The organism is Curtobacterium sp. A7_M15, assembly GCF_030705415.1.
Classification (GTDB): Bacteria; Actinomycetota; Actinomycetes; order Actinomycetales; family Microbacteriaceae; genus Curtobacterium.
In genome coordinates this window covers 1-22,802 of sequence record NZ_JAUZED010000055.1, presented here as the reverse complement: position 1 = coordinate 22,802, position 22,802 = coordinate 1, and the positions used below count along the sequence as shown (strand labels likewise).

Annotated in this window: 23 protein-coding genes; 11 read left to right on the top strand and 12 right to left on the bottom strand. The window is 73.8% G+C overall.

Annotated features, from left to right (window positions below; genetic code table 11):
• On the bottom strand, positions 1-194 hold a 194-nt coding region (locus Q7F20_RS11270), incomplete at its 3' end, for an aldehyde dehydrogenase family protein (protein WP_305740182.1).
• Between the two features lie 131 nt (positions 195-325).
• Between Q7F20_RS11270 and Q7F20_RS11265 the strand changes: the two genes are divergently transcribed.
• The gene (locus Q7F20_RS11265; protein WP_305740181.1) at positions 326-1,414 is read left to right on the top strand and encodes a glycosyltransferase family 9 protein; all 1,089 of its coding nucleotides are present in this window, start codon (positions 326-328) and stop codon (positions 1,412-1,414) included.
• Positions 1,415-1,503: 89 nt separating this feature from the next.
• Here the strand turns inward: Q7F20_RS11265 and Q7F20_RS11260 are convergent, their stop codons facing one another.
• The 7 genes from Q7F20_RS11260 to Q7F20_RS11230 form a co-directional block, all read right to left on the bottom strand.
• Positions 1,504-2,208, bottom strand: a complete 705-nt coding sequence (locus Q7F20_RS11260; protein WP_305740180.1) for an SDR family oxidoreductase — start codon at positions 2,206-2,208, stop codon at positions 1,504-1,506.
• Positions 2,209-2,239: 31 nt separating this feature from the next.
• Complete coding sequence (locus Q7F20_RS11255; RefSeq protein WP_305740179.1) at positions 2,240-3,640, bottom strand: PfkB family carbohydrate kinase; 1,401 nt, start codon at positions 3,638-3,640, stop codon at positions 2,240-2,242.
• Complete coding sequence (locus Q7F20_RS11250) at positions 3,637-4,260, bottom strand: SIS domain-containing protein (protein WP_305740178.1); 624 nt, start codon at positions 4,258-4,260, stop codon at positions 3,637-3,639. The genes Q7F20_RS11255 and Q7F20_RS11250 overlap by 4 nt, the downstream gene beginning before the upstream one ends.
• A complete protein-coding gene (locus Q7F20_RS11245) occupies positions 4,257-5,597 on the bottom strand; it encodes a glycosyltransferase (protein WP_305740177.1) in 1,341 nt (446 codons plus the stop codon). Before Q7F20_RS11245 ends, Q7F20_RS11250 begins: the two co-directional genes overlap by 4 nt.
• A complete protein-coding gene (locus Q7F20_RS11240; protein ID WP_305740176.1) occupies positions 5,594-6,595 on the bottom strand; it encodes a glycosyltransferase in 1,002 nt (333 codons plus the stop codon). The genes Q7F20_RS11245 and Q7F20_RS11240 overlap by 4 nt, the downstream gene beginning before the upstream one ends.
• 63 nt (positions 6,596-6,658) lie before the next feature.
• Positions 6,659-7,738 (bottom strand): glycosyltransferase family 9 protein, encoded by a 1,080-nt coding sequence (locus Q7F20_RS11235; protein WP_305740175.1) that lies wholly within the window; start codon positions 7,736-7,738, stop codon positions 6,659-6,661.
• The gene (locus Q7F20_RS11230) at positions 7,735-8,286 is read right to left on the bottom strand and encodes an HAD-IIIA family hydrolase (protein ID WP_305740174.1); all 552 of its coding nucleotides are present in this window, start codon (positions 8,284-8,286) and stop codon (positions 7,735-7,737) included. The genes Q7F20_RS11235 and Q7F20_RS11230 overlap by 4 nt, the downstream gene beginning before the upstream one ends.
• A gap of 100 nt (positions 8,287-8,386) precedes the next feature.
• Here Q7F20_RS11230 and Q7F20_RS11225 point away from each other — a divergent pair, with 100 nt between their 5' ends.
• The 3 genes from Q7F20_RS11225 (at position 8,387) to Q7F20_RS11215 (ending at position 10,914) form a co-directional block, all read left to right on the top strand.
• Positions 8,387-9,370 (top strand): glycosyltransferase family 9 protein, encoded by a 984-nt coding sequence (locus Q7F20_RS11225; protein ID WP_305740173.1) that lies wholly within the window; start codon positions 8,387-8,389, stop codon positions 9,368-9,370.
• 50 nt (positions 9,371-9,420) lie between these two features.
• Entirely contained in the window at positions 9,421-9,777 is a 357-nt protein-coding gene (locus Q7F20_RS11220) for a PRC-barrel domain-containing protein (protein WP_305740172.1), read from the top strand.
• A 117-nt stretch (positions 9,778-9,894) separates the two neighbouring features.
• Positions 9,895-10,914 (top strand): SGNH/GDSL hydrolase family protein, encoded by a 1,020-nt coding sequence (locus tag Q7F20_RS11215; protein ID WP_305740171.1) that lies wholly within the window; start codon positions 9,895-9,897, stop codon positions 10,912-10,914.
• Here the strand turns inward: Q7F20_RS11215 and Q7F20_RS11210 are convergent.
• Positions 10,866-11,774 carry a universal stress protein gene (locus Q7F20_RS11210; protein ID WP_305740170.1) on the bottom strand — a complete coding sequence of 303 codons (909 nt, stop codon included), beginning with the start codon at positions 11,772-11,774 and terminating at the stop codon, positions 10,866-10,868. The genes Q7F20_RS11215 and Q7F20_RS11210 overlap by 49 nt on opposite strands.
• A 96-nt stretch (positions 11,775-11,870) precedes the next feature.
• On the opposite strand from Q7F20_RS11210, the gene Q7F20_RS11205 reads away from it, so the two are divergent.
• From Q7F20_RS11205 to Q7F20_RS11195, 3 genes are all read left to right on the top strand, one after another.
• Positions 11,871-12,323 carry an NUDIX domain-containing protein gene (locus Q7F20_RS11205; RefSeq protein ID WP_305740169.1) on the top strand — a complete coding sequence of 151 codons (453 nt, stop codon included), beginning with the start codon at positions 11,871-11,873 and terminating at the stop codon, positions 12,321-12,323.
• Between the two features lie 137 nt (positions 12,324-12,460).
• On the top strand, positions 12,461-14,488 hold the full coding sequence (locus Q7F20_RS11200; RefSeq protein ID WP_305740168.1) for a collagen binding domain-containing protein: 2,028 nt from the start codon (positions 12,461-12,463) through the stop codon (positions 14,486-14,488).
• Positions 14,489-14,754: 266 nt separating this feature from the next.
• Complete coding sequence (locus Q7F20_RS11195) at positions 14,755-16,128, top strand: MFS transporter (protein ID WP_305740167.1); 1,374 nt, start codon at positions 14,755-14,757, stop codon at positions 16,126-16,128.
• A 28-nt stretch (positions 16,129-16,156) separates the two neighbouring features.
• Here Q7F20_RS11195 and Q7F20_RS11190 read toward each other — a convergent pair whose 3' ends face one another.
• Positions 16,157-17,215: a hypothetical protein gene (locus tag Q7F20_RS11190; protein ID WP_305740166.1), complete on the bottom strand. Its 1,059-nt coding sequence runs from the start codon at positions 17,213-17,215 to the stop codon at positions 16,157-16,159.
• 90 nt (positions 17,216-17,305) lie between these two features.
• On the opposite strand from Q7F20_RS11190, the gene Q7F20_RS11185 reads away from it, so the two are divergent.
• Complete coding sequence (locus Q7F20_RS11185; RefSeq protein WP_071294668.1) at positions 17,306-17,509, top strand: hypothetical protein; 204 nt, start codon at positions 17,306-17,308, stop codon at positions 17,507-17,509.
• A gap of 18 nt (positions 17,510-17,527) precedes the next feature.
• Here Q7F20_RS11185 and Q7F20_RS11180 read toward each other — a convergent pair whose 3' ends face one another.
• Positions 17,528-18,265 (bottom strand): membrane protein insertase YidC, encoded by a 738-nt coding sequence (locus Q7F20_RS11180; RefSeq protein WP_305740165.1) that lies wholly within the window; start codon positions 18,263-18,265, stop codon positions 17,528-17,530.
• Positions 18,266-18,332: 67 nt separating this feature from the next.
• Entirely contained in the window at positions 18,333-18,611 is a 279-nt protein-coding gene (locus tag Q7F20_RS11175; RefSeq protein ID WP_305740164.1) for a hypothetical protein, read from the bottom strand.
• 67 nt (positions 18,612-18,678) lie between these two features.
• Here Q7F20_RS11175 and ybaK point away from each other — a divergent pair, with 67 nt between their 5' ends.
• The 3 genes from ybaK to Q7F20_RS11160 all read left to right on the top strand — a co-directional run bounded on the left by ybaK (position 18,679) and on the right by Q7F20_RS11160 (position 22,720).
• Positions 18,679-19,164, top strand: a complete 486-nt coding sequence (ybaK, locus tag Q7F20_RS11170; protein ID WP_305740163.1) for a Cys-tRNA(Pro) deacylase — start codon at positions 18,679-18,681, stop codon at positions 19,162-19,164.
• Positions 19,165-19,259: 95 nt separating this feature from the next.
• A complete protein-coding gene (locus Q7F20_RS11165; RefSeq protein WP_305740162.1) occupies positions 19,260-21,863 on the top strand; it encodes an ATP-dependent Clp protease ATP-binding subunit in 2,604 nt (867 codons plus the stop codon).
• Positions 21,864-22,486: 623 nt separating this feature from the next.
• Positions 22,487-22,720, top strand: a complete 234-nt coding sequence (locus tag Q7F20_RS11160; protein WP_305740161.1) for a hypothetical protein — start codon at positions 22,487-22,489, stop codon at positions 22,718-22,720.
• Positions 22,721-22,802 lie beyond the last annotated feature (82 nt).

Below are 22,802 nucleotides of genomic sequence, written 5' to 3'. Positions count from 1 at the left end.
AGCAGCGCGCCCCGCTCGGCCGGCGCGGTGCGTGCCCAGGCCGGGGCGGCGGCGCGGGCACGGGCGACCGCGGTCCGGACCTCCTCGCGGGTGGAGCGGGCCACGGTGGACGCGACGGTTCCGTCGACGGGGTTCGTCACCACCCGTGCGTCGTCGCGGTCGGTCTCCGTCGGGAGCGGTGCTTCGAGCGTCATGGGTTCCTTCCGGAGTTGGCGGGAGTCGAACGCTGCTCGGCACCGGCTGGGTGCGTTCCCGGGATCGCGCTTCTCGTCCATCCGGCCCGGGGCTGGACACCTCCGCGGGGTCCCCCAGGTAGACGGGAGGGGTGCAACTGATCGGCAACGGTGGAGAACGCTTCGAGGACGTCGGGGAGATCGCGGTGCTCCGCGGAGGTGGGTTGGGGGACCTGATGTTCGCCGTGCCGGCGATCGAGGCCCTCGCGGCGGCGTACCCCGAGGCGCGCGTCACCCTGCTCGGCACGCCCCTCGCGCCGAGCGTGCTCATCGGACGGACCGACGCGGTGCACGCCTTCGAGGAGCTGCCCGTCGTCCCCGGCGTGCGGGACTCCGGGGACGGCGCACCGAGCCTCGCCGAGTTCGACGCGCGGACGCGGGGCCGGTTCGACCTCGCCGTGCAGCTCCACGGCGGCGGCCGGAACTCGAACCCCTTCCTGTTGCGGCTCGACGCGCGGCACACGGTCGGGACCGCGACCGAGGACGCCGAGGTCACGGAGCGCTGGGTCCGCTACGTCTACTACCAGCACGAGGTCCTGCGCGCGCTCGAGGTCGTCTCGCTCGCCGGTGCTGCCCCCGTGACGCTCGACCCGCGGGTCCGCGTGAGCGACGAGGAGCGCACCGCGGCCCGCCGGACGCTCGGGGTGACCGGACAACTCGTCGCGATCCACCCGGGGGCGACCGATCCGCGTCGACGCTGGAGCCCGGAGCGGTTCGCCGCCGTCGCCCGGGCCCGGCTCCGCGCCGGCGACGACGTCGTCCTCGTGGGCGACGCCACGGACGTGGCAGCGGCACGGGCCATCCGCGCGGCCGTGCCGGACGACCTCGCCGACCGGCTGCACGACCGCACCGGGGACCTGCCCCTCGCGGACCTGCCGGCCCTGCTCGCGGCGGCGGACGTCGTGGTCGGGAACGACTCCGGGCCACGGCACCTCGCGGTGGCGGTCGGGACGCCGACGGTCGGCGTGTTCTGGTTCGGCAACGTCGTCAACGCGGGGCCGTTCGACCGCGGACGACACCGTGTGCACCTGTCCTACGTGACGCGGTGCCCGGTCTGCGGGATCGACGTGACGCAGGTCGGCTGGACGGCGGAACGCTGCGCTCACGACCCGTCGTACGTCGACGAGGTGGAGCCGGACGCCGTCCTCGCGGACGTGGCGGACCTGCTGGCGACCACCTGACCCGCGCGCCGCGCCCCCCCCCCCCCCGTGACGCACGGGTGGCGGGGGGCCGGCCCGCCCCGCGCCTCCCGTCCGTCATCCGCTGCGGTCTACGGCCAGCTCGGCTCCGTCGCCGGCATGATCGACATCTCGCGGATCTCGCAGCCCGCCGGCTGCGACAGCGCGAACAGGATCGCGTTCGCGACGTACTCGGGCTCGATGAGCTGCGCGTCCGGACCGGGCTTGTACTGCTCGGTGCGGTCCGCGAAGAAGTTCGTGCGCATCCCGGCGGGGATGATGTTCGTCACACCGACGCTGCCGCCCGTCTCGGCGGCGAGGGCCTGCGAGAACCCGCGCACCCCGAACTTCGACGCCGAGTACGCGGTGCCGTCGCCGACGCCGCGCAGGGCGAGGGACGACGCGATCGTCACGACGCGGCCGTGCGACGCCTCGAGGGCGGGCAGCGCCGCGCGCACCACGGCGGCGGTGCCGAGCAGGTTCACGGCGACGATGCGCTCCCAGTCCCCGGACGAGATGCCGCCGATCGGGGCGGGCTTGTCGATCCCCGCCGCGGTGACGACCGCGTCGAGCCCGCCGTGGCGGTCCGCCGCCTCGCGCACCGCGCGCTCGGTCGCCTCGGTGTCCGTGACGTCGACCGCCACGGCGTCGGTGCCCTCGGGGACGCCGTCGACACGGAGGTCGAGGACGATCGGGGTCCCGCCGGCGTCGGCGACGGCCTGGACGACGGCGGCTCCGAGTCCGGAGGCGCCGCCGGTGACGAGGACGCGGCCGATGGGGGTGGTGGGGACGGGCATGGACTTCCTTCCGTAGGGGTGTGGGGTGGGCTCAGCCGACGTGCGCGAGCGCGGCGGCGAGCCGGGTCGTCGAGCGTCCGGGGTGGAACGGGACCGTCACGACGCGACCGCCCCACTCGGCGAGGGTGGCGGTCTCGGGCAGCTCGCTCGCGGTGTAGTCGCCGCCCTTCGCCCAGACGTCGGGCCGGAAGCGGCGCAGGGCCTCGTCGGGCGTCTGCTCGTCGAACACGACGACGGCGTCGACGCAGTCCAGCGCGAGCAGGAGCTCGACGCGGTCGTCCTGGGTCATGATCGGTCGCTCCGGACCCTTGAGCGCGCGGACCGAGTCGTCCGAGTTCAGGCAGACGACCAGGCAGTCACCGAGCGCCCGGGCCGCCGAGAGCGTGCGGGCGTGCCCGGCGTGCAGCAGGTCGAAGCAGCCGCCGGTCGCCACGACGGTGCCGCCGGCGCTGCGGACCTCGTGCACGACGCGCATCGCGTCACGGTCGACCCCCGGCACCCGCACGGGTGCGGGGCCCTCGTCGCCGAGGAGCGCGGTGACCCCTCCCGCGGCGAGGTACTCGGACGCCGCCACGACCCCGGCGGAGACCGCGTCCGTCACGTCGGCCCCGGACGCGAGCGCGACGGCGACGCTGGCCGCGAGCCGGTCGCCGGCACCGCAGGGGTCGCCGGCGGTCACCGAGGGGGCGGGGACGAAGCGGTTGCCGGAGCGCCCGTCGGCGACGAGTGCTCCGCGGTCGCCGAGGGTCACCGCCACGGCGCCCACGCCCCATCGCTCGAGGAGTGCCGCCGCGGCCTCGGTCGCGAACGGCACGCCCTGCCCGCCGACGTCGGTGAAGCCGCGTGCCTCGGACTGGTTCGGGGTGGCCACGGCGATGCCCGGCACCGGTTCGGCGCCCTTGGGGTGGGGGTCCCACACCACCGGGATGCGGCCGGCGGCGCGGGCGATCGCGTCGCGGAGGTCGCCAGCGGCGGCGACCCCGCGGCCGTAGTCGGCGACGACCACGGCGTCGACGGCGTCGAGCGCGGCCGCCATCTCCGGGGTGGGGTCCGGCACGGGCGGGGTGGCGCACCCCTCGTCGATGCGGACGAGCGCGTGGTCGACGACGCGCACCCGGGTCTTCACCGGGGTGGGGACGCCGGAGGGTCCGGCCACGACGGTGACGCCGGGCAGCAGCTCCCGGATCTCGTCTGCCCGGCCGTCGTCGCTCAGCACGGTGACCAGGGTGACGTCGTGTCCGTCCCGGGCGAGCATCGTCGCGACCAGACCTGCGCCACCGGCACGTCGGTCGTCCGTGCGGACGTCGACCACGGGGACGGGCGCGTCCGGACTGAGGCGTTCGCTGGTGCCGGAGACGTCGACGTCGAGCAGGGTGTCGCCGACGACGGCGATCCGGAGCGGTGTGGACGCCCGGTGTCCGTCGGCGCTCATCGGCGACCGCCCCGGCGCAGGGCGGGCTCCATGGCCCGGCAGAGGGCGTGCACGAGCACGAGCTGCGCCTCCTGCACGTTCGCGGAGGGACCGTCGATGCAGATCGCGTCGTCGACCGCCTCGGCGAGGGGGTTCGGGCGGGGGCCGGTCATCGCGATCGTCCTCGCGCCGACCGCTCGTGCCGCCGCGGCCGCCCGGAGCAGGTTCGGGCTCTTCCCGCTGGTCGAGAGCAGGACGACCACGTCCCCGGCACGCGCGTGTGCCGACACCTGCCGGGCGAACACCTCGTCGTAGCCGTAGTCGTTCCCGATCGCCGTGACGGCCGACGACTCGGCGTGCAGCGAGATCGCGGAGTACGCCGGCCGGTCCCCGTCGAACCGGCCGGTCAGCTCCGAGGTCAGGTGCTGCGCTTCGGCGGCCGATCCGCCGTTGCCGGCCGCGAGCAGCCGTCGTCCCGCGACGAGCCGGGCAGCGATGTCGTCCGCCCAGTCGGCGATGTGGTCCTTGTGGTCGACGAGGGAGGCGATGACGGGCACGGAGGCCGCGACGTGGTCGAGCACGACCCGGGCGCTCTCCGTCGCGGTCTGCTCGTCGAGCCCGGTCTGCTGGTCGATGGTCATCGTGCGTTCCTCTCCGTCGGCTGCGCGGCGCGGGCGACCCGGCCGGCCTCGGTGCTGCGCGTGCGTGCGGTGGTGCGGGGGCGTGCGGCGGCCGAGGTCGCGGTGACGCCCGCCGTGCCGGCGAGGAGCCGCTCGTAGACGCGCTCGCTGTCGGCGGCGACCTTCTGCCACGTGTAGCGGGCTTCCGCGCGTTCCCGACCGGCACGTCCGTAGGCCTCGCGCCGGTCCGGGTCGTCGAGCAACGCGCCGACCGCCTGGGCGACCGCGTGCTCGTCGCGCGGCGGGACGTGCAGGCCGGTGGCGTCCTCGACCACCGTGTCGATGAGTCCGCCGACGCTCGAGGCCACGACCGGACGTCCGCACGCCATCGCCTCGAGCGGCACGATGCCGAACGGCTCGTACCACGGGGCGCACACGACGACGTCGGCGCTGCGGTAGACGGCGGGCATGTCGTGCTGCCCGAGCTGGCCGCGGAACGTGACGTGGTGCCGCACGCCGAGGTCCCGTGCCAACGCGTCGAGCCGCTGGTACTCCGGGTCGTCGGGCAGGTCGGCCCCCGCGACGCCCGCGCCGCCCACCACGACGAGCTCCACGTCGCGCCCGGCGTGCACGAGCTCCGCGAGCGCCGCGATGGTCGTGCCGACGCCCTTGCGTCGGACGAGGCGGGACGCGGACAGCACCCGGAACGGACGCCGGCGTTCCTCGACGGGTCCGTCCGGGCGGAACAGGGTCGTGTCGACGCCGCACGGGACGACCGAGATGCGGTGCAGCGGTACGCCGAGGGTCTTGAGCTCGAACGCCTCGTCCGAGCAGGTGGCGACGACCTGGTCGACGCTCCGTCCGACGGCGGGTTCGATCCACTCACGCTCGGCCGGGCTGGTGTCCGCCTGGCCCTGGTGCCGACGCTTCACCACGCCGAGGGCGTGGAACGTCTGCACGACGGGGATCCGGACGCCGCCGGTCCGCGCCTGCACCTGGGTGACGGCCTCGAGCGCGGCGTGCCCGGACATCCAGAAGTGCCCGTGCACGACGTCGGGTCGGTCGACGAACCACTCTGCGGCGAGGACGGACGCGAACGTGCTCATGTACGGGAACAGCTCGTCCTTGGGGACCTGGCGGGCCGGACCGGCGTCGACGTGCACCACCTCGACCCCCGGCCGGAGGAGCACCCGGACCGGCTGCTCCGCGTCGTCGCGCCGCGTGTAGACCGTGACCTGGTGGCCGCGGTCCGCGAGCGCTCCGGACAACTCCGCGACGTGGACGTTCTGCCCACCGGCATCGACGCCGCCGAGGACCGCGAGCGGACTCGCGTGCTCGGACACCATGGCGATCTTCATCGCAGGCTCCCTTCGAGAGCGGCACCGGCCGCTCGGTTCGTGCGCCCCGCCCGGGTGACCGCGTGGTCGAGCAGGTCGTCCCAGTCGGCCAGGTACCGGCCGAGCGCGTGCCGCGCCAGGACGGCTTCACGGGCCACGGCACCGCGTCGGCGCGCTTCGTCCGGGTCCTCGAGCAGGGTCCTGGAGGTGCGCACCAGCTCCTCGACGTCGGTCGCGATCGCGCCGGCATCGGCCGGGACCGTGCGGCTCGCGTCGGTCGTCGCGAGCACGAGGACCGGCATCGCCATGTGCATCGCCTCGATGAGGGACAGCCCGAGGGACGTCCACCGGTTCGGGTGAACGTAGGCGCGGCGTTCCGCGAGCGCGGCGTGCATCGGGTCGGACGGGACGTCACCGAGGGCTGCCACACGGTCGCCGAACCCGAGCTCCGGCAGGCGTTCGGTGCCCATGCCCCAGACGTCGACCGGAGCCACCGACGCGAAGCGGGGGAGCAGGTCCGTCCCGACGACGCGGTTCCGCCGGACCGGCTCGTTGATCACGACGCCGAAGCGCTCGAGGGCCCCGGTGTACAGCGGCCCCGGGTCGACCACGCCGTGCTCGATGACCGTCATGCGGGTCGTGCCGCAGTCCCACATGAGCGCGTTCCAGTGCGTGACGTGCGCGATCGTGAGGTCGTCCCGGTCCCGGAACGGGTGCAGGCTGTTCGGCACGTCGATCCGCGGAGCGTTGTGCTCCACGAAGACCATCGGCACGTCTCGGCCGCCGAGCAGGCGCCGCGCGTGTTCGAGCTCCTCGGTCCGCTGCAGGACGACGACGTCGACCTCCGCGTCGGCGACGTCCGCAGGGTCGATCTCGATCGCCGCGTCCGGCCAGTCGCGTCCGCCGCGGCCGAGGCCCCAGGCGTCGCGTTCGGCGTTCGTCGGGATGAGGTACTCGTGCGGGCCGCGGACGAAGGCGTCCATCCAGCCGCCGTGCACGTGCCACACGAGGATCCGCATGCGGTGCCTTCCGTCGGGTCAGGGGAGCAGGAGGAGGAGAAGAAGGAGAAGCAGTGGCGCACGCTACGCAGCGCCTTCTGAAGCGTCGCGCAGACTTCTCCCGACCATCCGCGAAGCGCGGTCCAGCAGCCGTTCGTGGGCCGCGAGCACGTCCTCGACGCGCACAGTGGACAGGCACGGGTGTCCCGGGACCGGGCACTCCCGGGCGCGGCTGAGTCGGCAGGGTGCGCCCTGGTCGCCGAGCAGTTCGACGTGCTCGGCGTACGGCGCCCACTTCGCCGCGGGCACGACGGGCGAGAACAGACTGACGATCGGGACGCCGACCGCCGCCGCGAGGTGTGCCGGGCCGGTGTTGCCCACGACGACCACCTCGGCGGCGGCGAGCACAGCGGCGAGCTCGGCCGGGGTCGTCCGCCCACCGAGGTCGACCGCATCGTCCCCGGCGACCGCCGCGGTCAACGCGGTCTCGCCGGGGGACCCGGTGACGACGACCGGGATCCCGCGCGCCGTGTACGCGGCGACCAACGCGCGGTGGTGACCCTCGGGCCACGAACGGGCCGGGACGCTCGCGCCGGGGTGGACGACCACGTACCGCCCCAGGCCGGCCACCGACGGTGGCAGGTCGGCGTCCTGACGCACGGCGAGCCTCCCGGCATCACCCGTCGGCAGTCGGAACCCGGCGGCCTCGGCGATCCGGAGGGCGCGCTCCGGCTCCGGGAGCTCCTCGGGCAGGTCCTCGCCGGGCCGCAGTCGCACGTCGAGCAAGGAGCCCGGGTGGTCGACGGACGCACCGGTGATGCGCGGGACGCCGGCCAGGCGCAGCAGCAGTGCGACGGGCAGCGGCGACTGGTGGAAGGACGTCAGCACGACCGCCTCGTCCGGGGCGACCTCGGTGACGAGCGCACGGAACTCGCCCAGGAGTGCGTCGTCGATCGGGCGTGCGGTCTCGGTGACCCACGGCGCCGCCCAGACCCGCAGGCGGTCCACGCCGGGCAGGAGTTCCGCGGCGGGGGCACCCTGCGGTCCGCACAGCATGGTGACCTGGGAGGCACCCGCCGCGACGGCCCGGACGGCGGGCCCCGCGACGAGCACGTCACCGAAGGAGTCGAGGCGGACCACGAGGACCCGGGGCGCGGTGCTCACGACGGCACCACCTGCGCGTGGTCGAGGACGAGCGCCACGGCGTCCTCGATCGTCGCTGCGACGGTCGGGGCGGCATCGACCTCTTCGGGACGGGTGCGGGGCGTGGGCACGAGGACGGACTGGGCGCCCGCGGCCAGGGCGGCGCCGACGTCGGCGCCGATGTCCCCGACGACCACGAGTTCGGACGGGTCGAGGCCGAGACGCTCGGCCGCGTCGAGGACCATCCCGGGCCGCGGCTTCCGGCAGGCGCAGTCGTCGTCGGCGTCGTGCGGGCAGACGCACCACACGTCGAAGGGGCCGACGAGTTCGTCGACCCGGGCGTTCGTGGCGTCGACCTGCTCCCGGGTCGCCATGCCCTTGGCGATCACCGACTGGTTCGTGACCACGCCGAGCGCCAGCCCGGCCGCCCGGGCGCGCGCGACCGCGCGGCGTGCACCGGGGACGGGCACCACGCGGTGCGGGTCGGCGTTGTACGGGACGTCGATGACGAGGGTGTCGTCGCGGTCGAAGAGGAGACCGCGCACGGTGCGGTCCGGAGCGAGGGGCATGCTCCTGACCTACTGATCGCGGGCCGGTGACGGGTTCAGGAACAGCCACGGAACGCGTTCCCGGGTGGCCGACCGGGTCCCGCCGTCTACCGTCGCGGGTGTGACCGCCGTAGACTCCCTGCCCCCGTCCGACGGGCGCCCCGAGCTGCTCGTGCTCCGCGCCATCAAGCTCGGTGACCTGCTCGTCGCCGTCCCCGCGTTGCACGCGTTGCGTCGCGCGTTCCCGGACCACCGGATCACCCTCGCCACCACCGCGTGGCTGGCACCGGTCGTGGAGCTCGTCCCCGACGTGGACGTGCACCTCGCCCAGCACGGACTCGACCACCCGGTCGGCGCGCCGGCCGGAGCGATCGACGTGGCGGTCAACCTGCACGGCGCCGGACCGGAGTCGTCCGACCTCGTCGCGGCACTCGGTGCCCGCCGGGTGATCGGTCACGCCGATCCGACGCACGGCTTCGACGGGCCGGAGTGGCCCGACGCGGTGCACGAGCGCGTGCGCTGGACCGACCTGCTGCGCTGGCACGGCATCGACGCCGACCCGGACGACGTCGGCATCGCACGGCCGGCAGCACCCCCGGTCGCCGACGGGGCCGCGGTCGTGCACGTCGGCGCCTTCCACGGTGCGCGGCACTGGCCGACGGACCGCTTCGCCGACGTGGTCCGCGGGCTGCAGGAGCGCGGGCTCGACGTGGTCCTGACGGGAGGCGCGGACGACGTCGAGCGCGCCGCCGCCGTCGCGCAGGCGGCCGGGACGGCGCCGGGGGCGGTACTGGCGGGTGGACTCGCGCTGCAGGACTTCGCGGGCGTCATCGCCGCCGCTCGGCTCGTCGTGACCGTCGACACCGGCGCCGCGCACCTCGCGTCCGCCTACGGCGTCCCCTCGGTGGTGGTGTTCGGTCCGGCACCACCGGAGGCGTGGGGGCCGCCGGCAACGGGCCCGCACGTCGTCCTCACCGATGCGTCGGTGCGCCGCGGCGACGTCTTCGCCGAGGACCCGGACCCGGCGCTGCTCGCGATCGGATCCGATGACGTGCTGGCGGCGGTCGACTCGCTCGGCGTGACCGACCGCTCCGCGGCCCGGTAGCGTCGGCGACGAGCGTCCCGGACCAGCCGGGCGCGCACGAGGAGGCGCACGTGTTCGAAGCCGCGAACATCCGGGACTGGATCGGCCTGCCGGTCGTCGACGAGGCGGACGACAAGGTCGGGACGCTCGAGAGCATCTACTACGACACCGCGACGTCCGAGCCCGCCTTCGGCTCGGTGACCACGGGGTTGGTCGGTTTCCAGAAGCTCTCGTTCGTGCCGCTCGTCGGGGCTCTCGTCGCACCGAAGCACCTGCGGGTCGCCTACCCGAAGAAGCTCGTCAAGGACGCGCCGACCATCCCGACCGACGGCGAGCTCGACGCGTCGCTCGAGCCGGAGCTCTACCAGCACTACGGCCTCGAGTACCGCACCGGCAGCGGGGGAGAGCGGCGCCTGGGCCGACGCTGACCGCCGCGTCCGGGCCGAGGCTAACCGCCGCGTCCGGGTCGAGGCGTTAGCCTGGTCCGTCCGACCCGTCCCTGGAGGCCGAACCTGCTCCGCTCCGTCCGCTCGACGCTGCTCGCCGTGGTGGCGGTGTCCGTCGTGCTCGCGGCCTCGCTCGCGGGCGGCGGCGCAGCCTCCGCGGCGCCGATGTGGCCGGTCCCGCAGCCCTACCCGGTCACCGGTGCGCCGGAGGAGACGCTCGCCGACATCCCACCCGGCAGCGAGTACGTCGCGCTCGGCGACTCGTACTCGGCCGGCTACGGCCTCTCCGACCCGACCCGGCTCCCGACGAGTGCGTGCGGACAGTCCGCCCAGGACTACCCGCACCGCCTCGCCGCCCGGTTCGGACTCGCCCTCACCGACGTCACGTGCGCTGGAGCCACCAGCGACGACGTCACGAGCGGCTTCCAGTTCAAAGGGGTGCCGCCGCAGATCCGGTCGCTCTCGGTCCGCACCCGCCTGGTGACGCTGACGATCGGCGGGAACGACGCGGACCTGTTCGGCACGGCGGCGTCGTGCCTGGCCCTCTCGGCGAAGGGTCCGGTGTTCTCCGGTCGCGACGCACCGTCGTGCCGCAGCACGCTCGTGCAGGACGGCGAGGACCTGCTCGGCACGAAGATCGAGTCGCGTGTGGCGCTCGGCATCGCCGACACGCTCGCTGCGGTGAAGCAGGCCGCACCGAACGCGACGATCCTGTTCCTCGGGTACCCGGCGATCTTCCCGGACGCCGACCACACCCCGAAGGGCGGCTGCTTCCGGTCCGCCCTCGACCTCGGGACCCTGGCGGGGTCCTTCCCGACGAACTCCTACCCGTTCACGAACACCGACGTGCGGTACCTGCACGGCGTGCAGGAGGCGCTGAACGACGTCTCGGCGTCCGCGGCGCGCGCGGCGGGGGTCCGCTTCGTGGACGTGTTCTCGTCGACCCAGGCGCACTCGGCCTGCGCCACGGGAAAGCCCTACGTGGCGGGTGTCTCGCTCGACGGCACCGGTGACCTGCGGCGGATCGACCTCGAACCGGGAGCCCTGCACCCGAACACCCGGGGGGTCGCCTACCTCACGAAGCGCGTCGCCGCCGCGGCACGCGACATCGCCGGCTGACCGGCCGTCGCCGGCGCCTCCGCGCGGTCGGGCAAGCGTCCGCCGTGAGCCGCCGGCGGGACCACGCACACCGGCGACACCGTCTCCCGCAGCACGTCGTGCAGCACGGACCCCGAGAGCGCCCGCACGTGCCCGAGTCCGAGCACGACGAGCGAGGCACGTCGGGTGTGCGCGGCGATCGCGTGCCCCGGGTGCCCCTCGACGAGGAGCGGGTGGAAGCGGACGCCCGGGTAGCGGGCGGTCACGGCGGACGTCACACGCTGCAGCAGCTCGGCGTTGCTGGTGCGCCACCGCATCGGGTCCTCGGCGAAGTCGGTGAGCTCCGTGCGGGTCAGCACCGGCATCTCCCAGGCGCGCAGCAGCGTGACACGTCGGTGGAGCCGGTGTGCTTCGTCGACGGCGATCGCGAGCGCGCGTTCGTCGATCGGCTCCTCGACCGCGAGGACGACGTCGCCGTCGATCGGGTGCGGTCCGTCCGGCACGACGACCGTCGGCACCGCCGCGCGTTCGGCGACCCGGGCCGGGTCCCCGCCCGCCGTCGAGCCGCGTCGGCCGCGGAAGGTGCCCACGACGAGGAGGTCGCCGCCGTCCGACTCCTCTACGAGCGCCGTGGCGAAGGGCCCGGCGTGTCGGCGCACCTCGACACGGACGTCGGGCATGGCGCTCCGGGCGGCGTCCGCGAGGGCGTCGGCCACGCGCTTGCCGTCCGGTCCGGTGCGCCCCTCGATCGCCGGGTCGACGCCGATCACACGGATCCGTTCGATGCCGGTACCGGCGCGTGCGGTGACCCAGTGCAGCGCTTCCTCGTGCGGCTTCGCCGCGTCGGCGGCCAGCGTGACCGTCGTCCACCGTTCGTCCATCCCGATCGACCTCCTCGTCCGGGGCCCTCCGGGGCGTCGCCATGGCGCTCCTCGTGGTGCAAACTACTCCCGTCGGCCGCTGTGTAGCCTCGCGCTGTGGTGCTGAGCGCGGGACTCCTGCTGTACCGGACCGACGATGTCGGGGTGCAGGTGTGGATCGCGCACATGGGTGGGCCGTTCTGGCGGAACCGCCCGCGTGCCTGGTCGATCCCGAAGGGGATCGTCGGGGCCGACGAAGACCCGTTCGAGACCGCCCGACGCGAGTTCGCCGAGGAGATCGGGATCGCCGCACCGGACGGACCCGTGACCGACCTCGGCGAGGTCCGGCAGGCCTCGGGCAAGCGGGTCCGGGTGTTCGCGGTCGAGGCTCCGGGCTTCACGGTCGACCAGGTGCGGTCGAACACGGCGGTGATCGAACTGCCGCGCGGCTCGGAACGGTTCGTCGAGGTGCCGGAGGTCGACGACGCGCGGTGGGTCTCGATCGACGAGGCGCGGTCGATGCTCGTCGCGGGACAGGTCGCGGCGCTGGACCGGCTTCCCGCGGGATGATGCGCGGCACTGCCGTGTCACGAACACGTCTCGGGGCGGACAGGTCCCTCGCTGCGCGGATAGCCTGAGCGGACGTCGAGGACCGGCGTCTGGGTCAGGGACCAGGTCAGCACGAGCAGGGGAGCACGATGCGGCGCTTGCGCACCGTCACGGCGGCACTGACCGCCCTCGCACTCGGAGGGGGACTCGCGCTCGTCGGCGCGTCGTCCGCCTCCGCCGAACCGGCCGGGCACTGGGGGACGTTCACCCTCGCCGGCCAGAGCCGGGCCTACACCGGCACCATGACCCTTCCCGGGTTCCCGGAGACGACGTTCGAGTCGAACTCCCGACAGTCGACCGTGATCAGCGGCGCGTCGACGTGGCAGGGCACGGGGACCGGACCGGGCGCGGCGTACGGCTCGAGCCGTGGCAACACCTACCTCAACCAGCGCCCTCTGGCCGATGCGACGGGCCAGCCGTCGGTGACGACGTACACCTTCGCCGAGCCGACCCCCGGGGCGAGCAGCTGGTCGTTCGTCCTGGGTGACATCGACGCCGACCGCGCGACGATCTCGGCTGTCACCCAGTCCGGCGCCGCTGCGACCGCCGCCGACATCGGGTTCTCCGGGGCGTACAACTCGTGCTCGGCGAACTCGCCCGGCGGCTGGTCGTGCCCGGCGGACCCCGACGGCACGGTCGGCAGGGACGTCCCCACCTGGGACCCCGCCACGTTGACGCTCACGGGCAACGCGGGCTCCGTCGACACCGCCGGCGCGACCGCGTGGTTCACGCCGACGACCCCGTTGACGAGCCTGACCATCACCTACGAACGTCGGAGCGGGTTCCCCGTCTACCAGACCTGGTTCGCCGACCGCACCGCCGCGATCTCCGGCACGGCCACGCTCGACGGCACGCCGATACCCGGCGCGACCGTCACCGTGACGGCACCGCGCGGCACGGTGTACACGACGACGACGGCTGCGGACGGGACGTACTCGTTCCCGGGGCTGCCGGTGATCAACGACTACCGGGTGTCGATCACCGCACCGCCCGGAGCCACGGGTGCCGCCACGGTGACCGGTGTCTCGTTGAACGGCGTCCCGGGCGGTGTGGACCAGGTCGCGGACTTCCCGTTCGTGTCGCCGACGGGGACCACGGCCGTGGTCGGACAGGTCGTCGACGACGAGGGCAACCCGGCGGCGGACGTCCCCGTGGTCATCAGCGACCCGAACGCGACCGCGCCGATCGAGACGGTGACGAACGACGAGGGGTACTACACGGCCTCGGGTCTGACGCCGAACACACCGGTCACGGTCGCCGTCGACGGGGCGGACCCGGTCACGATCACGACGGGTGATGCAGCTCCCGCGGCGCCCACGGCCATCGACCGGATCGAGACCGCCGCCGTCGCGAGCGTCGGCGGCGTGGTCCGGCTCGACGGTGCACCGCAGGCCGGTGTGACGGTCGTCCTGCTCGACGCGGCCGGCACGATCGTCGCCACGACCGTCACCGGTACCGACGGTTCGTACTCGTTCACGACGGTGGGCGGCACCTACACGGTCCGCTCGGCGCTCCCCGCGCCGGACGCGACGGGGACGGCGACGAGCACCGCGGTGACGCTGGTCGCTGGCGGCGCGGACCAGACCCGCGACTTCGCCTTCGCCACGCCCGCGGCGCCGGAGGCCGTCACCACGAGTGCGAACGGTCGCGTCGTGGACACGGACGACGCACCGGTCGCCGGCCGCACCGTGACGGCGACGCCGGACGAGGCGGACTCGGGAGCGCCCGTGACGGCCACCACCGGCACCGACGGCGGGTACACGCTCGAGGGGCTGGACCCGACGACCGAGTACACGGTCTCGGTCACCGGGAGCGACGCGACGGTCGCGTTCACGTCCGGTCTGGACGCCACGGACGTGGTCACCGTGGACGACCTCGTCGTCGCCGCGGCCGCGAGCCCGAGCCCGACGCCGACCGCCACCCCGACGCCCACGGCGAGCCCGAGCCCGACGACGGCGCCGGTCGCCGCCACGGGTTCGGGCTCGACGAGCGGCGCCCTCGCCTACACCGGCGCCGACCTGACGCCGGGGCTCATCGCCGCAGGCGTGCTGGTCCTGCTCGGCGCCGGACTCCTGACGTTCCGCGCGGTGCGCAACCGCCGCCGGACGTCTCACCTGCAGGACTGACACCTGTCGCACAACGGGGTGGGGCCGACCGGCTCCACCCCGTCGTGCGTCCCGGGAACAAACGCCGCCCCCGAGCCGTTGGAGCGGTCCGAGGAAGTTCTCAGCGGCACCCCCTCGCGCACGTCGGAACACCGTGCAACACTGGAGGGGCGCACTCGCCGTGGAGTCGTACCCACAACCACATCCACAGCTCGAGCGCGCAGCTCCTCGTCGTCCCGGACGTCGTCGCCGTGCGCCCGGACGTCCCCAGCGAGGAGGTCAGCCCCGTGTCCACCACCACCCGTACCTCGGCCGTGCCCACGCACACGCGGCCGATCACCGTGACCACCGGTTCGATCGTCGGCATCGCCGTGCTCGGACTCGCCACGTTCTTCGCGATCACGACCGAGCTCATGCCGGTCGGGTTGCTCGGCACGATGAGCCGCGACCTCGGTGTCTCCGAGTCGACGATGGGCGTCGTCGTCACCGTGTACGCGGCCGCCGTGGCCCTGCTCGCACTGCCGCTCACCTCCTTCACCGCGCGCCTCCCGCGCAAGACGGTCCTCGTCGCGACGCTGATCGGGTACGCCGTGTCGAACCTGATGGTCGCCCTCGCGCCGTCCTTCGCGGTCGTGTGCGCCGGGCGGGTCGTCGGCGGTGTGGCCCACGCGCTGTTCTTCTCCGTCGCGTCCGCGTACGCGACGCGCATCGTGCCGCCCCGCCTCGCGGGTCGCGCGATCGCCTTCGTCTACTCGGGCAGCTCGCTCGGCTTCGTCCTCGGTGTGCCGATCGCGACGTGGGTCGCGCAGCACATCGGTTGGCGGCCCGCGGTGGGTTCCGTCGCGGTCGCCTCGGCGGTGCTCGCCGGGGTCGCGCTCGCCTTCCTCCCGGCCGTCCGCGGCGCGTCGTCGCCGCACATCGGCTCGCCGCGGGCGTGGGCGCGTACCGGCCTGCTCTCGGTCGTCATCGCGGACCTGCTCCTGTTCGCCGGCCACTACGTCGTCTACACGTACATCGGCCCGTACGCCATCGACGCCGGGCTCGCCCCCGACCTGGTCTCCGGCGCGCTCCTCGTGCTCGGTGCCACCGGCGTCGTCGGCCTCTGGCTCGCCGGACTGTTCGTCGACCGAGCGCCACGCCAGACACTGATCGTCTCGGTCGCCGTCATGGCCGCAGCGTTCGCCGTGCTGCCCTTCGTGCACGGGTCGCTCGTCGGCACCATGGCCGTCGCGGGCGTCTGGATGGCAGCCAACGGCACCACGGGCACGCTCTTCATGGCCGCCGCGATCCGGACCGGCGGTGTCTCCCCGGACATCGCCGGCGCCCTCGTGAACGGCGCGTCGAACATCGGCATCGCGGGCGGGGCGGCACTCGGCGGCCAAGCCCTCGGCGCCGTCGGACTGCAGTGGATGCCGTTCGCCGGTGGCGCGGTCCTGGTCGCGTCGCTCGGCGTGGTGATCGCCGCACGCAGGGGCTTCCCGGCGCACACGCACGCGCAGGAGCACCTGTCGACCTCCTCGATCGAGGCGATCACGTCGTCGCTCGCCGTCGTCACGACGTCCGTCCCGACGATCAGTCGGGCGATCCAGACGGTCACCGGATCGGTCGGGGTCGTCACGGGCGCGGTCCGGACGCGTCGCTCCGGCGAACCGTCGGCCTAGGAGCAGTCGGACGTCCGGAGCCGACCGGTCAGTTCTCGTTCGTCACCGTGCCCTGCACCCCGCCGCCGCGCAGGTTCAGCGTCAGCGTGCCGCTCATCGACTGCGCCGACAGCGAGACCGACCCGTGCAGGGCGTCCTGCCGCGGGTAGCAGGCAGAGGTCGACTCCAACCGGTTCGCCGTCGCGACGAGGCAGATGGTCGAGCGGTCCGTCCCGACACCGGCCCACACGCTCCAGGGCGTCTCGAAGGAGCCGCCGTCGAGTGCACGGTTCGTGAAGATGAGGCGCGTGGTGCGGAGGGTTACCGGCGCCTCGACCGGCCCCGGCAGCTGGTCGGCGTACGTCTGGGGCGCGTCCAGCAGGTCCTCGAGCGTGATCGTCCCGGCGCTCGGCGTCACGCTCGGTGCCGCCGCCGGGTCCGGTCGCGAGGTCCCCACCACCGTCCCCGCCGCGAACGCCACGCCGACGGCGGCCGCGACCCCCAGTCCGATCCAGACGCGTGGCCGGGTGGTCCAGAGCACCCCGGCGGCCCGCGTCCGCACGGCGTCGAGGCGGCCCAGGAGGCGCGACCCGCCTGCGCCGTGGTCGCCCGGCACGGTCGCAGGGTCGGCACCCACCCCGTGGTCCGGTTCGTCGGCCGTCCCGCCCGGGTCGTGGTGCGCCGCTCGGTCGGTCGTGCCGGGGACACCTCCGGCACCGACCGCGCCCGGCGGTCCCGCGTCCGGGGTCCGCGGCCCCGGTGCCCCCGGCACGGACATCGGGTCCGCGACGGACATCGGGGCCGCGACGGACATCGGGTTCCCGACGGTCCCCGAGGAACCAGCGAGCGGCCGCGAGCCGCCGGTACCGGACGGACTCGTCGCGCCGGGCGCGGGATCCGGGTCGGAGCCGGCCACGGAGGTCGGACGCGACCGCCCCGTCGGCCGGATCCGCGGTGGTGGGGGAGTCGCGCCTCGTGGACCGCGTCGTCCGCGACCGAGCCGTTCGAGGGCGAGCCGCGCCTCGGCTGCGTCGCGCTCGGACGCGCCGCCGCCCCATGCGAGCGCCTCGAGCCGTGCTCGTTCTGCTGCCACGTCGTCGTCGGCCATGCGCACTCCCGGTCCGGTCGCACTGTCCACCCATCGTCCCACCGGCGCCCCGCGGGCGCGCACCCAGTTCGCGGGGCGTAGACGGGGACCATGAGCGACAAGCACGATCCCGACCCCGAGACCCTCGAGCCGCTGAGCCACGACACGCAGTCGGGCGAGGCCGACTACGTCGCGACGAGCCCGGGCGGGACGGGGACCGAGCGCCACGTGCCGCTGCCGGACGAGGAGCAGGGCCGCGGCACCGAGTACGACCCTGTCGACCAGGGGCCGCAGCAGGAGGGGCAGGGCGGCTGAGCGCTCGCGACGCCCGGATCAGGCGAGCACGCGCCGCAGCACCGCGCGCTCCCCGAGCGTCCACGCCGCACTCGTGACGACGTAGAGGGCGGCGGCGAGGGGCGCGATCGCGGCGAACACCACCGTGACGAACGGCGCCCACCGGCCGATGGCAGCCGTCGCGCCCGCTCCCGGCACCGTGGCGTCCGGCACCGCCGCCGGGTTCCACCGCAGGTTCGCGCGGCGGGTGAGCTCGACCACCAGGACGAGCACGGCCAGCAGGAGCACCACGACCCACGCGTGAGCCCAGAGCGGCGAGGTCACGACGAGCACGAGCGAGTGTCCGAGCGGGACGCCGGCGAGCGTGGCGGCCAGCAGCGTGTTCACGGTGCCGTCGATCGAGGCGTGCGTGAACAGCGTGTAGACGAGCGACAGCACCGGTGCCTGCGCGAGGACCGGCAGGCAGCCGGCGAGCGGCGAGACCTTCTCGTTCGTGTAGAGCTCCTGCACCGCGCGTTGCAGCCGTTCGGCGTCCTTCGCGTGGCGCTTCCGGAGCGCGGCGATCTGCGGCGCCAAGCGCCGGCGATCCCGCTCCGCGCGGACCTGCACGACGGCGAGCGGCACGAGCACGGCGCGGACCGCGAGGGTGAGCAGCACGACGGCGATCGCGGCGGCGAGTCCGCCGGTGACGGGGGAGAGTGCCGCGGTGGTGGCGGCGAGGAGGTCGGCGCCGCCGTGCAGCAGCGGCCCGACGAGGGGCAGGGTGGTGATGTCCATGACGTTCCGATCGGTTCGGTGGGAGGGGTCGCTCGTACGGCCCGGCCACCGGTCGGTGGTCAGGGCCTCAGGCGCGCGCTCCCGGTGCCCGCGGTCGGGCGTGTCCGTCGGCGTCCGGGTGGCTCCAGGCGATCCGGGTGACGAGGTCGGCCGGTGCCCGCGACGGCGTCGCCGACCGGCCCGGCACCGCGCCGAGCACGACCGCGAGGACGGCGGCCACCAGGACCGCGACCGCGACGGCGGTGAGTCCGAGCGCGGCGACCGCCAGGAGCGGGGCGACACCGACCGACGGGTAGCCGAGCACCAGCGCGGCGGTGGCGCGCAGGAGTAGTTCGACGACGGTCATGGTCCGTTCAGGGTAACGCCCGCGCGCCGCTCCGGGGGAAGTGGCTGGTCACGGCAGGATCGTGCCCATGACCGCAGGTTCGCCGAGCACCCCAGCGACCCTCGCCCTCGAGCGGGCAGGGGTCGCGTACACCCCGCACGTCTACGAGCACCACGAGACCGCCACGAACTTCGGCGAAGAGGCCGCAGCCGCCCTCGGGCTGCGCGAGGAGCAGGTGTTCAAGACCCTCGTGGTGTCGGTCGACGGTGCCCTGGCCGTGGCGATCGTCCCGGTGGCGAACCGGCTCGACCTCAAGGCGATCGCCGCGGCGGTCGGCGGCAAGAAGGCGACGCTGGCCGATCCGGCCCTCGCCGAGAAGCGCACCGGCTACGTCGTGGGCGGGATCAGCCCGGTCGGTCAGAAGACGAAGCTGCCCACCGTGGTGGACGCGTCGGCACTCTCCTACGCGAGCATCTTCGTGTCCGGCGGGCGTCGGGGTTTCGACATCGAGGTGGCCCCGGCGGACCTGGTCCGCGTCACCGGGGCGACCGCGGCGCCGATCGCACGGACCTGAGCCGGGTCGCCGCAAGTCTTCTCCACGACCGGGAATGCCCCGGCGCCTCCTGCGTTGCATTGAGTCAAAGGCACTCAAGTTCCCAGGAGGTCCCTTTGCCAGCAACGTTCGGCCCGACCGGCGGCAACGACTCGTTCGACGAGTTCCTCGCGCGCCTGCTCGCGGCACAGGACTCCGGCGCCCAGCGATCCGTACCGCTGGGACGCCCGGTCGACATCACGCGACTGCTCAGCCGTCGCACCCACGAGCTGCTCCAGCGCACCGCCGAGTTCGCCACCGAGCAGGGTCAGCACGAGATCGACGCCCTGCACGTCCTGCACGTGCTCGTGCGCACCGACCCGTTCACCGCGGTCCTCCGGCACGCCGGCGTCGACCCCGAGCGCTTCGCGGACGAGGTCGAGCAGCGCCTGCCGATGGCGCGCGAGCCCCGTCAGCAGTCCGACGGCCGCCCGGCCCTGACCGGGACCGCCCAGCGCATCCTGCTCGAGGCCACCCAGGCCGCCCGGGGCTTCGGCAGCACGTACACCGACCCCGAGCACGTCTTCTTCGCGCTCGTCATGGACCAGGACACCGTCACCGGGCAGCTGCTCGCGAGTGCCGGCGTCACCCCGCAGGTCATGCAGGACTACGCCGCGCAGGCCGCGGCCGCAGCCAGGGAGGGGCGCCCGATGCCCACGAGCCAGGACCAGACCGCCGGCACCACCGGTGCCGAGAGCGACACCCCGACGCTCGACCAGTTCGGAACCGACCTCACCGAGCGCGCCCGCGACGGGCGCATCGACCCGGTGATCGGGCGCGCCGACGAGATCGAGCAGACGGTGGAGATCCTGCTCCGTCGCACCAAGAACAACCCCGTCCTGATCGGCGAACCCGGCGTCGGCAAGACCGCCATCGTCGAGGGACTCGCTCAGCGCATCGCCGACGGCGACGTGCCCGTGCTGCTCCAGGGCAAGCGGGTCGTGGCCCTCGACCTGGCCGGCATGCTCTCCGGCACCCGCTACCGCGGTGACTTCGAGGAGCGCCTCACGAAGGCCATGGACGAGATCGCGGCGCACGCCGACGAGCTCATCGTCTTCGTCGACGAGCTCCACACCGTGGTCGGCGCCGGTGGCGGCGGCGAGGGCGGCTCGATGGACGCCGGCAACATCCTCAAGCCCCGGTTGGCCCGTGGCGACCTGCACCTGGTCGGTGCCACGACGCTGAACGAGTACCGCCGGATCGAGAAGGACGCCGCACTCGAGCGTCGCTTCCAGCCCGTCACGGTGGGGGAGCCCAGCGTCGAGGACGCCATCGCGATCCTCACCGGACTCGCCCCGCGCTACGAGGAGCACCACGGCGTGACCTACAGCCCGGACGCCCTGCGCGCCTCGGTGGAGCTCTCGCACCGCTACGTCACCGACCGGCACCTGCCGGACAAGGCGATCGACCTCATCGACCAGGCCGGCGCACGCCGTCGCCTCGCGCTGTCTGGTGACGTCGACGTCGAGGCGCTCCGCACGCAGGTCGCGACGCTCACCGCGTCGAAGGACGCGGCGGTCACCGAGGAACACTACGAGGAGGCGTCACGCCTCCGCGACGAGATCGACGGACTGGAGGCGCGGATCACCGCCGCCGGATCCGCCGACGCAGCCCGCGCCTCCCGTCCGGAATCCGTGGGCACCTCGATCACGGAGGCGGACATCGCGGCGGTCGTGTCGCGTGCCACCGGGATCCCGGCGACCCGCCTCACGCAGGGCGACCGCTCCCGGCTCGCCGCGCTCGAGGACGAGCTCCACGAGCGCGTCGTCGGCCAGGACGACGCCGTGCGCGCCATCGCCACCGCGGTGCGGCGCAGCCGCACCGGCATGGGCGACCCGCGTCGCCCGGTGGGCAGCTTCCTGTTCCTCGGCCCGACCGGCGTCGGCAAGACCGAGCTCGCGAAGGCCCTGGCCGGATCGCTGTTCGGGGACGAGTCGGCGATGCTCCGCTTCGACATGAGCGAGTTCGGCGAGCGGCACACCGTGTCGCGGCTGGTCGGTGCCCCTCCCGGGTACGTCGGATACGACGAGGCCGGGCAGCTCACCGAGCGTGTCCGTCGGAACCCGTACTCGGTCGTCCTGCTCGACGAGGTCGAGAAGGCACACCCGGACGTGTTCAACCTGCTGCTGCAGGTGCTCGACGACGGACGCCTGACCGACGGCCAGGGTCGCACGGTGGACCTCCGGAACACCGTGGTGATCATGACGTCGAACATCGGCTCGGAGTTCCTCGCGTCGCGCTCCGGTGCGCTCGGCTTCGCGCCGGTCGGCTCCGGTGACGGGTTCGCCGAGGACGACCTGCGGGCCCGCGTCATGGGCAAGCTGCGCGAGGCGATGCGGCCGGAGTTCATCAACCGCATCGACGAGATCGTGCTCTTCCGCAAGCTCGACCGCTCGCAGATCGAGTCGATCGTGTCGCTGCTGCTCGAGGACACCGCGCTGCGGCTCGTCGCGCAGGGGATGACCCTGTCCGTGACGGACGCGGCGGTCGCGTGGCTCGCCGAGCACGGCTACGAGCCGGAGTACGGCGCACGTCCGCTCCGTCGCCTGATCCAGCGCGAGGTCGACGACCGCATCGCGAGCCTCGTGGTCGACGAGGCTGTCGCCGAGGGCGACACCGTCCGCATCGACGTGGTCGACGGCGCGCTCGAGGCATCGGTCGCGGTCCCCGCGGCGGTCTAGTCGCACCAGCTCCGTCGAACGCCCCGGCACCCTCGTGGTGCCGGGGCGTTCTGCGTGTCCGGAAGTGGTGCTTGACCGGGTGTCGTGCGTGCCCGGGTGTCGTGCGTGCCCGGACTGTTCGGGAATGCAATTCCGAGGAATTTCGAGAAAAGGGTTGCGCGGGGAATACCGGTGTGGATAGTGTTCACGAGCAGCAATCACCGCGTCAGCACGAGACCGAGAGGGGGCCTGACCATGATGATCACCGAAACGACTCCGTTCCGTGGAATCCGTACGTCCGGCGGCACCCCGATCCGGGTCCGCTGACACGGAGCGTCCCACACCAGTCGCATCTCCGACCGGCCCGTCCGCGCTGAGGTCCTCCTCGCCGTCTGGTGCCGTACCGACCAACTGCCGCACTCGTCGGTCATCCTCGCGATGACGTGCTCCGCGTGCCGGAAGACGGTCGTGAATGTCGGTGGCCGGTGCGACGCTCCTTCCATCGGTAGCAATTCCTGACCGCACTCGTCGTGCATTCTTCGACGAGTGTCGGAATGCATTCTCGCGCATTCATCTCCCTTGCCCGCGTTCCGGGCAGCACTGCCGCGCCCCGGCAGTGTTCGTCACGCCTGAAAGGCACCACCTTGTCGACGAAGACCGTCAACCGTCCCCCCGATACCCGCGCGGTGCGCCGTCGGGTCTCGCTGTCCGACCGCATCGCACTCCGCATCGGGATGTCACTGATCATCTGGAGTCGACGCACGCACCACGTGCGTCCGTCCGTCGACCTCGAGACGCGCCGCCGCCTCGAGCAGGAGCGCGCCGCCCGCGAGGCCCAGTGGCTCACGCAGGTCGGCATGCTCAACCGCTGGCGCTGAGCGCGGCGCGCCTGCCGCAGTGTGCGAGGTTCCGCACTCCGTGCCCGGCCACCGGCCCCGCACCGAGCGCGGAACCTCGCAC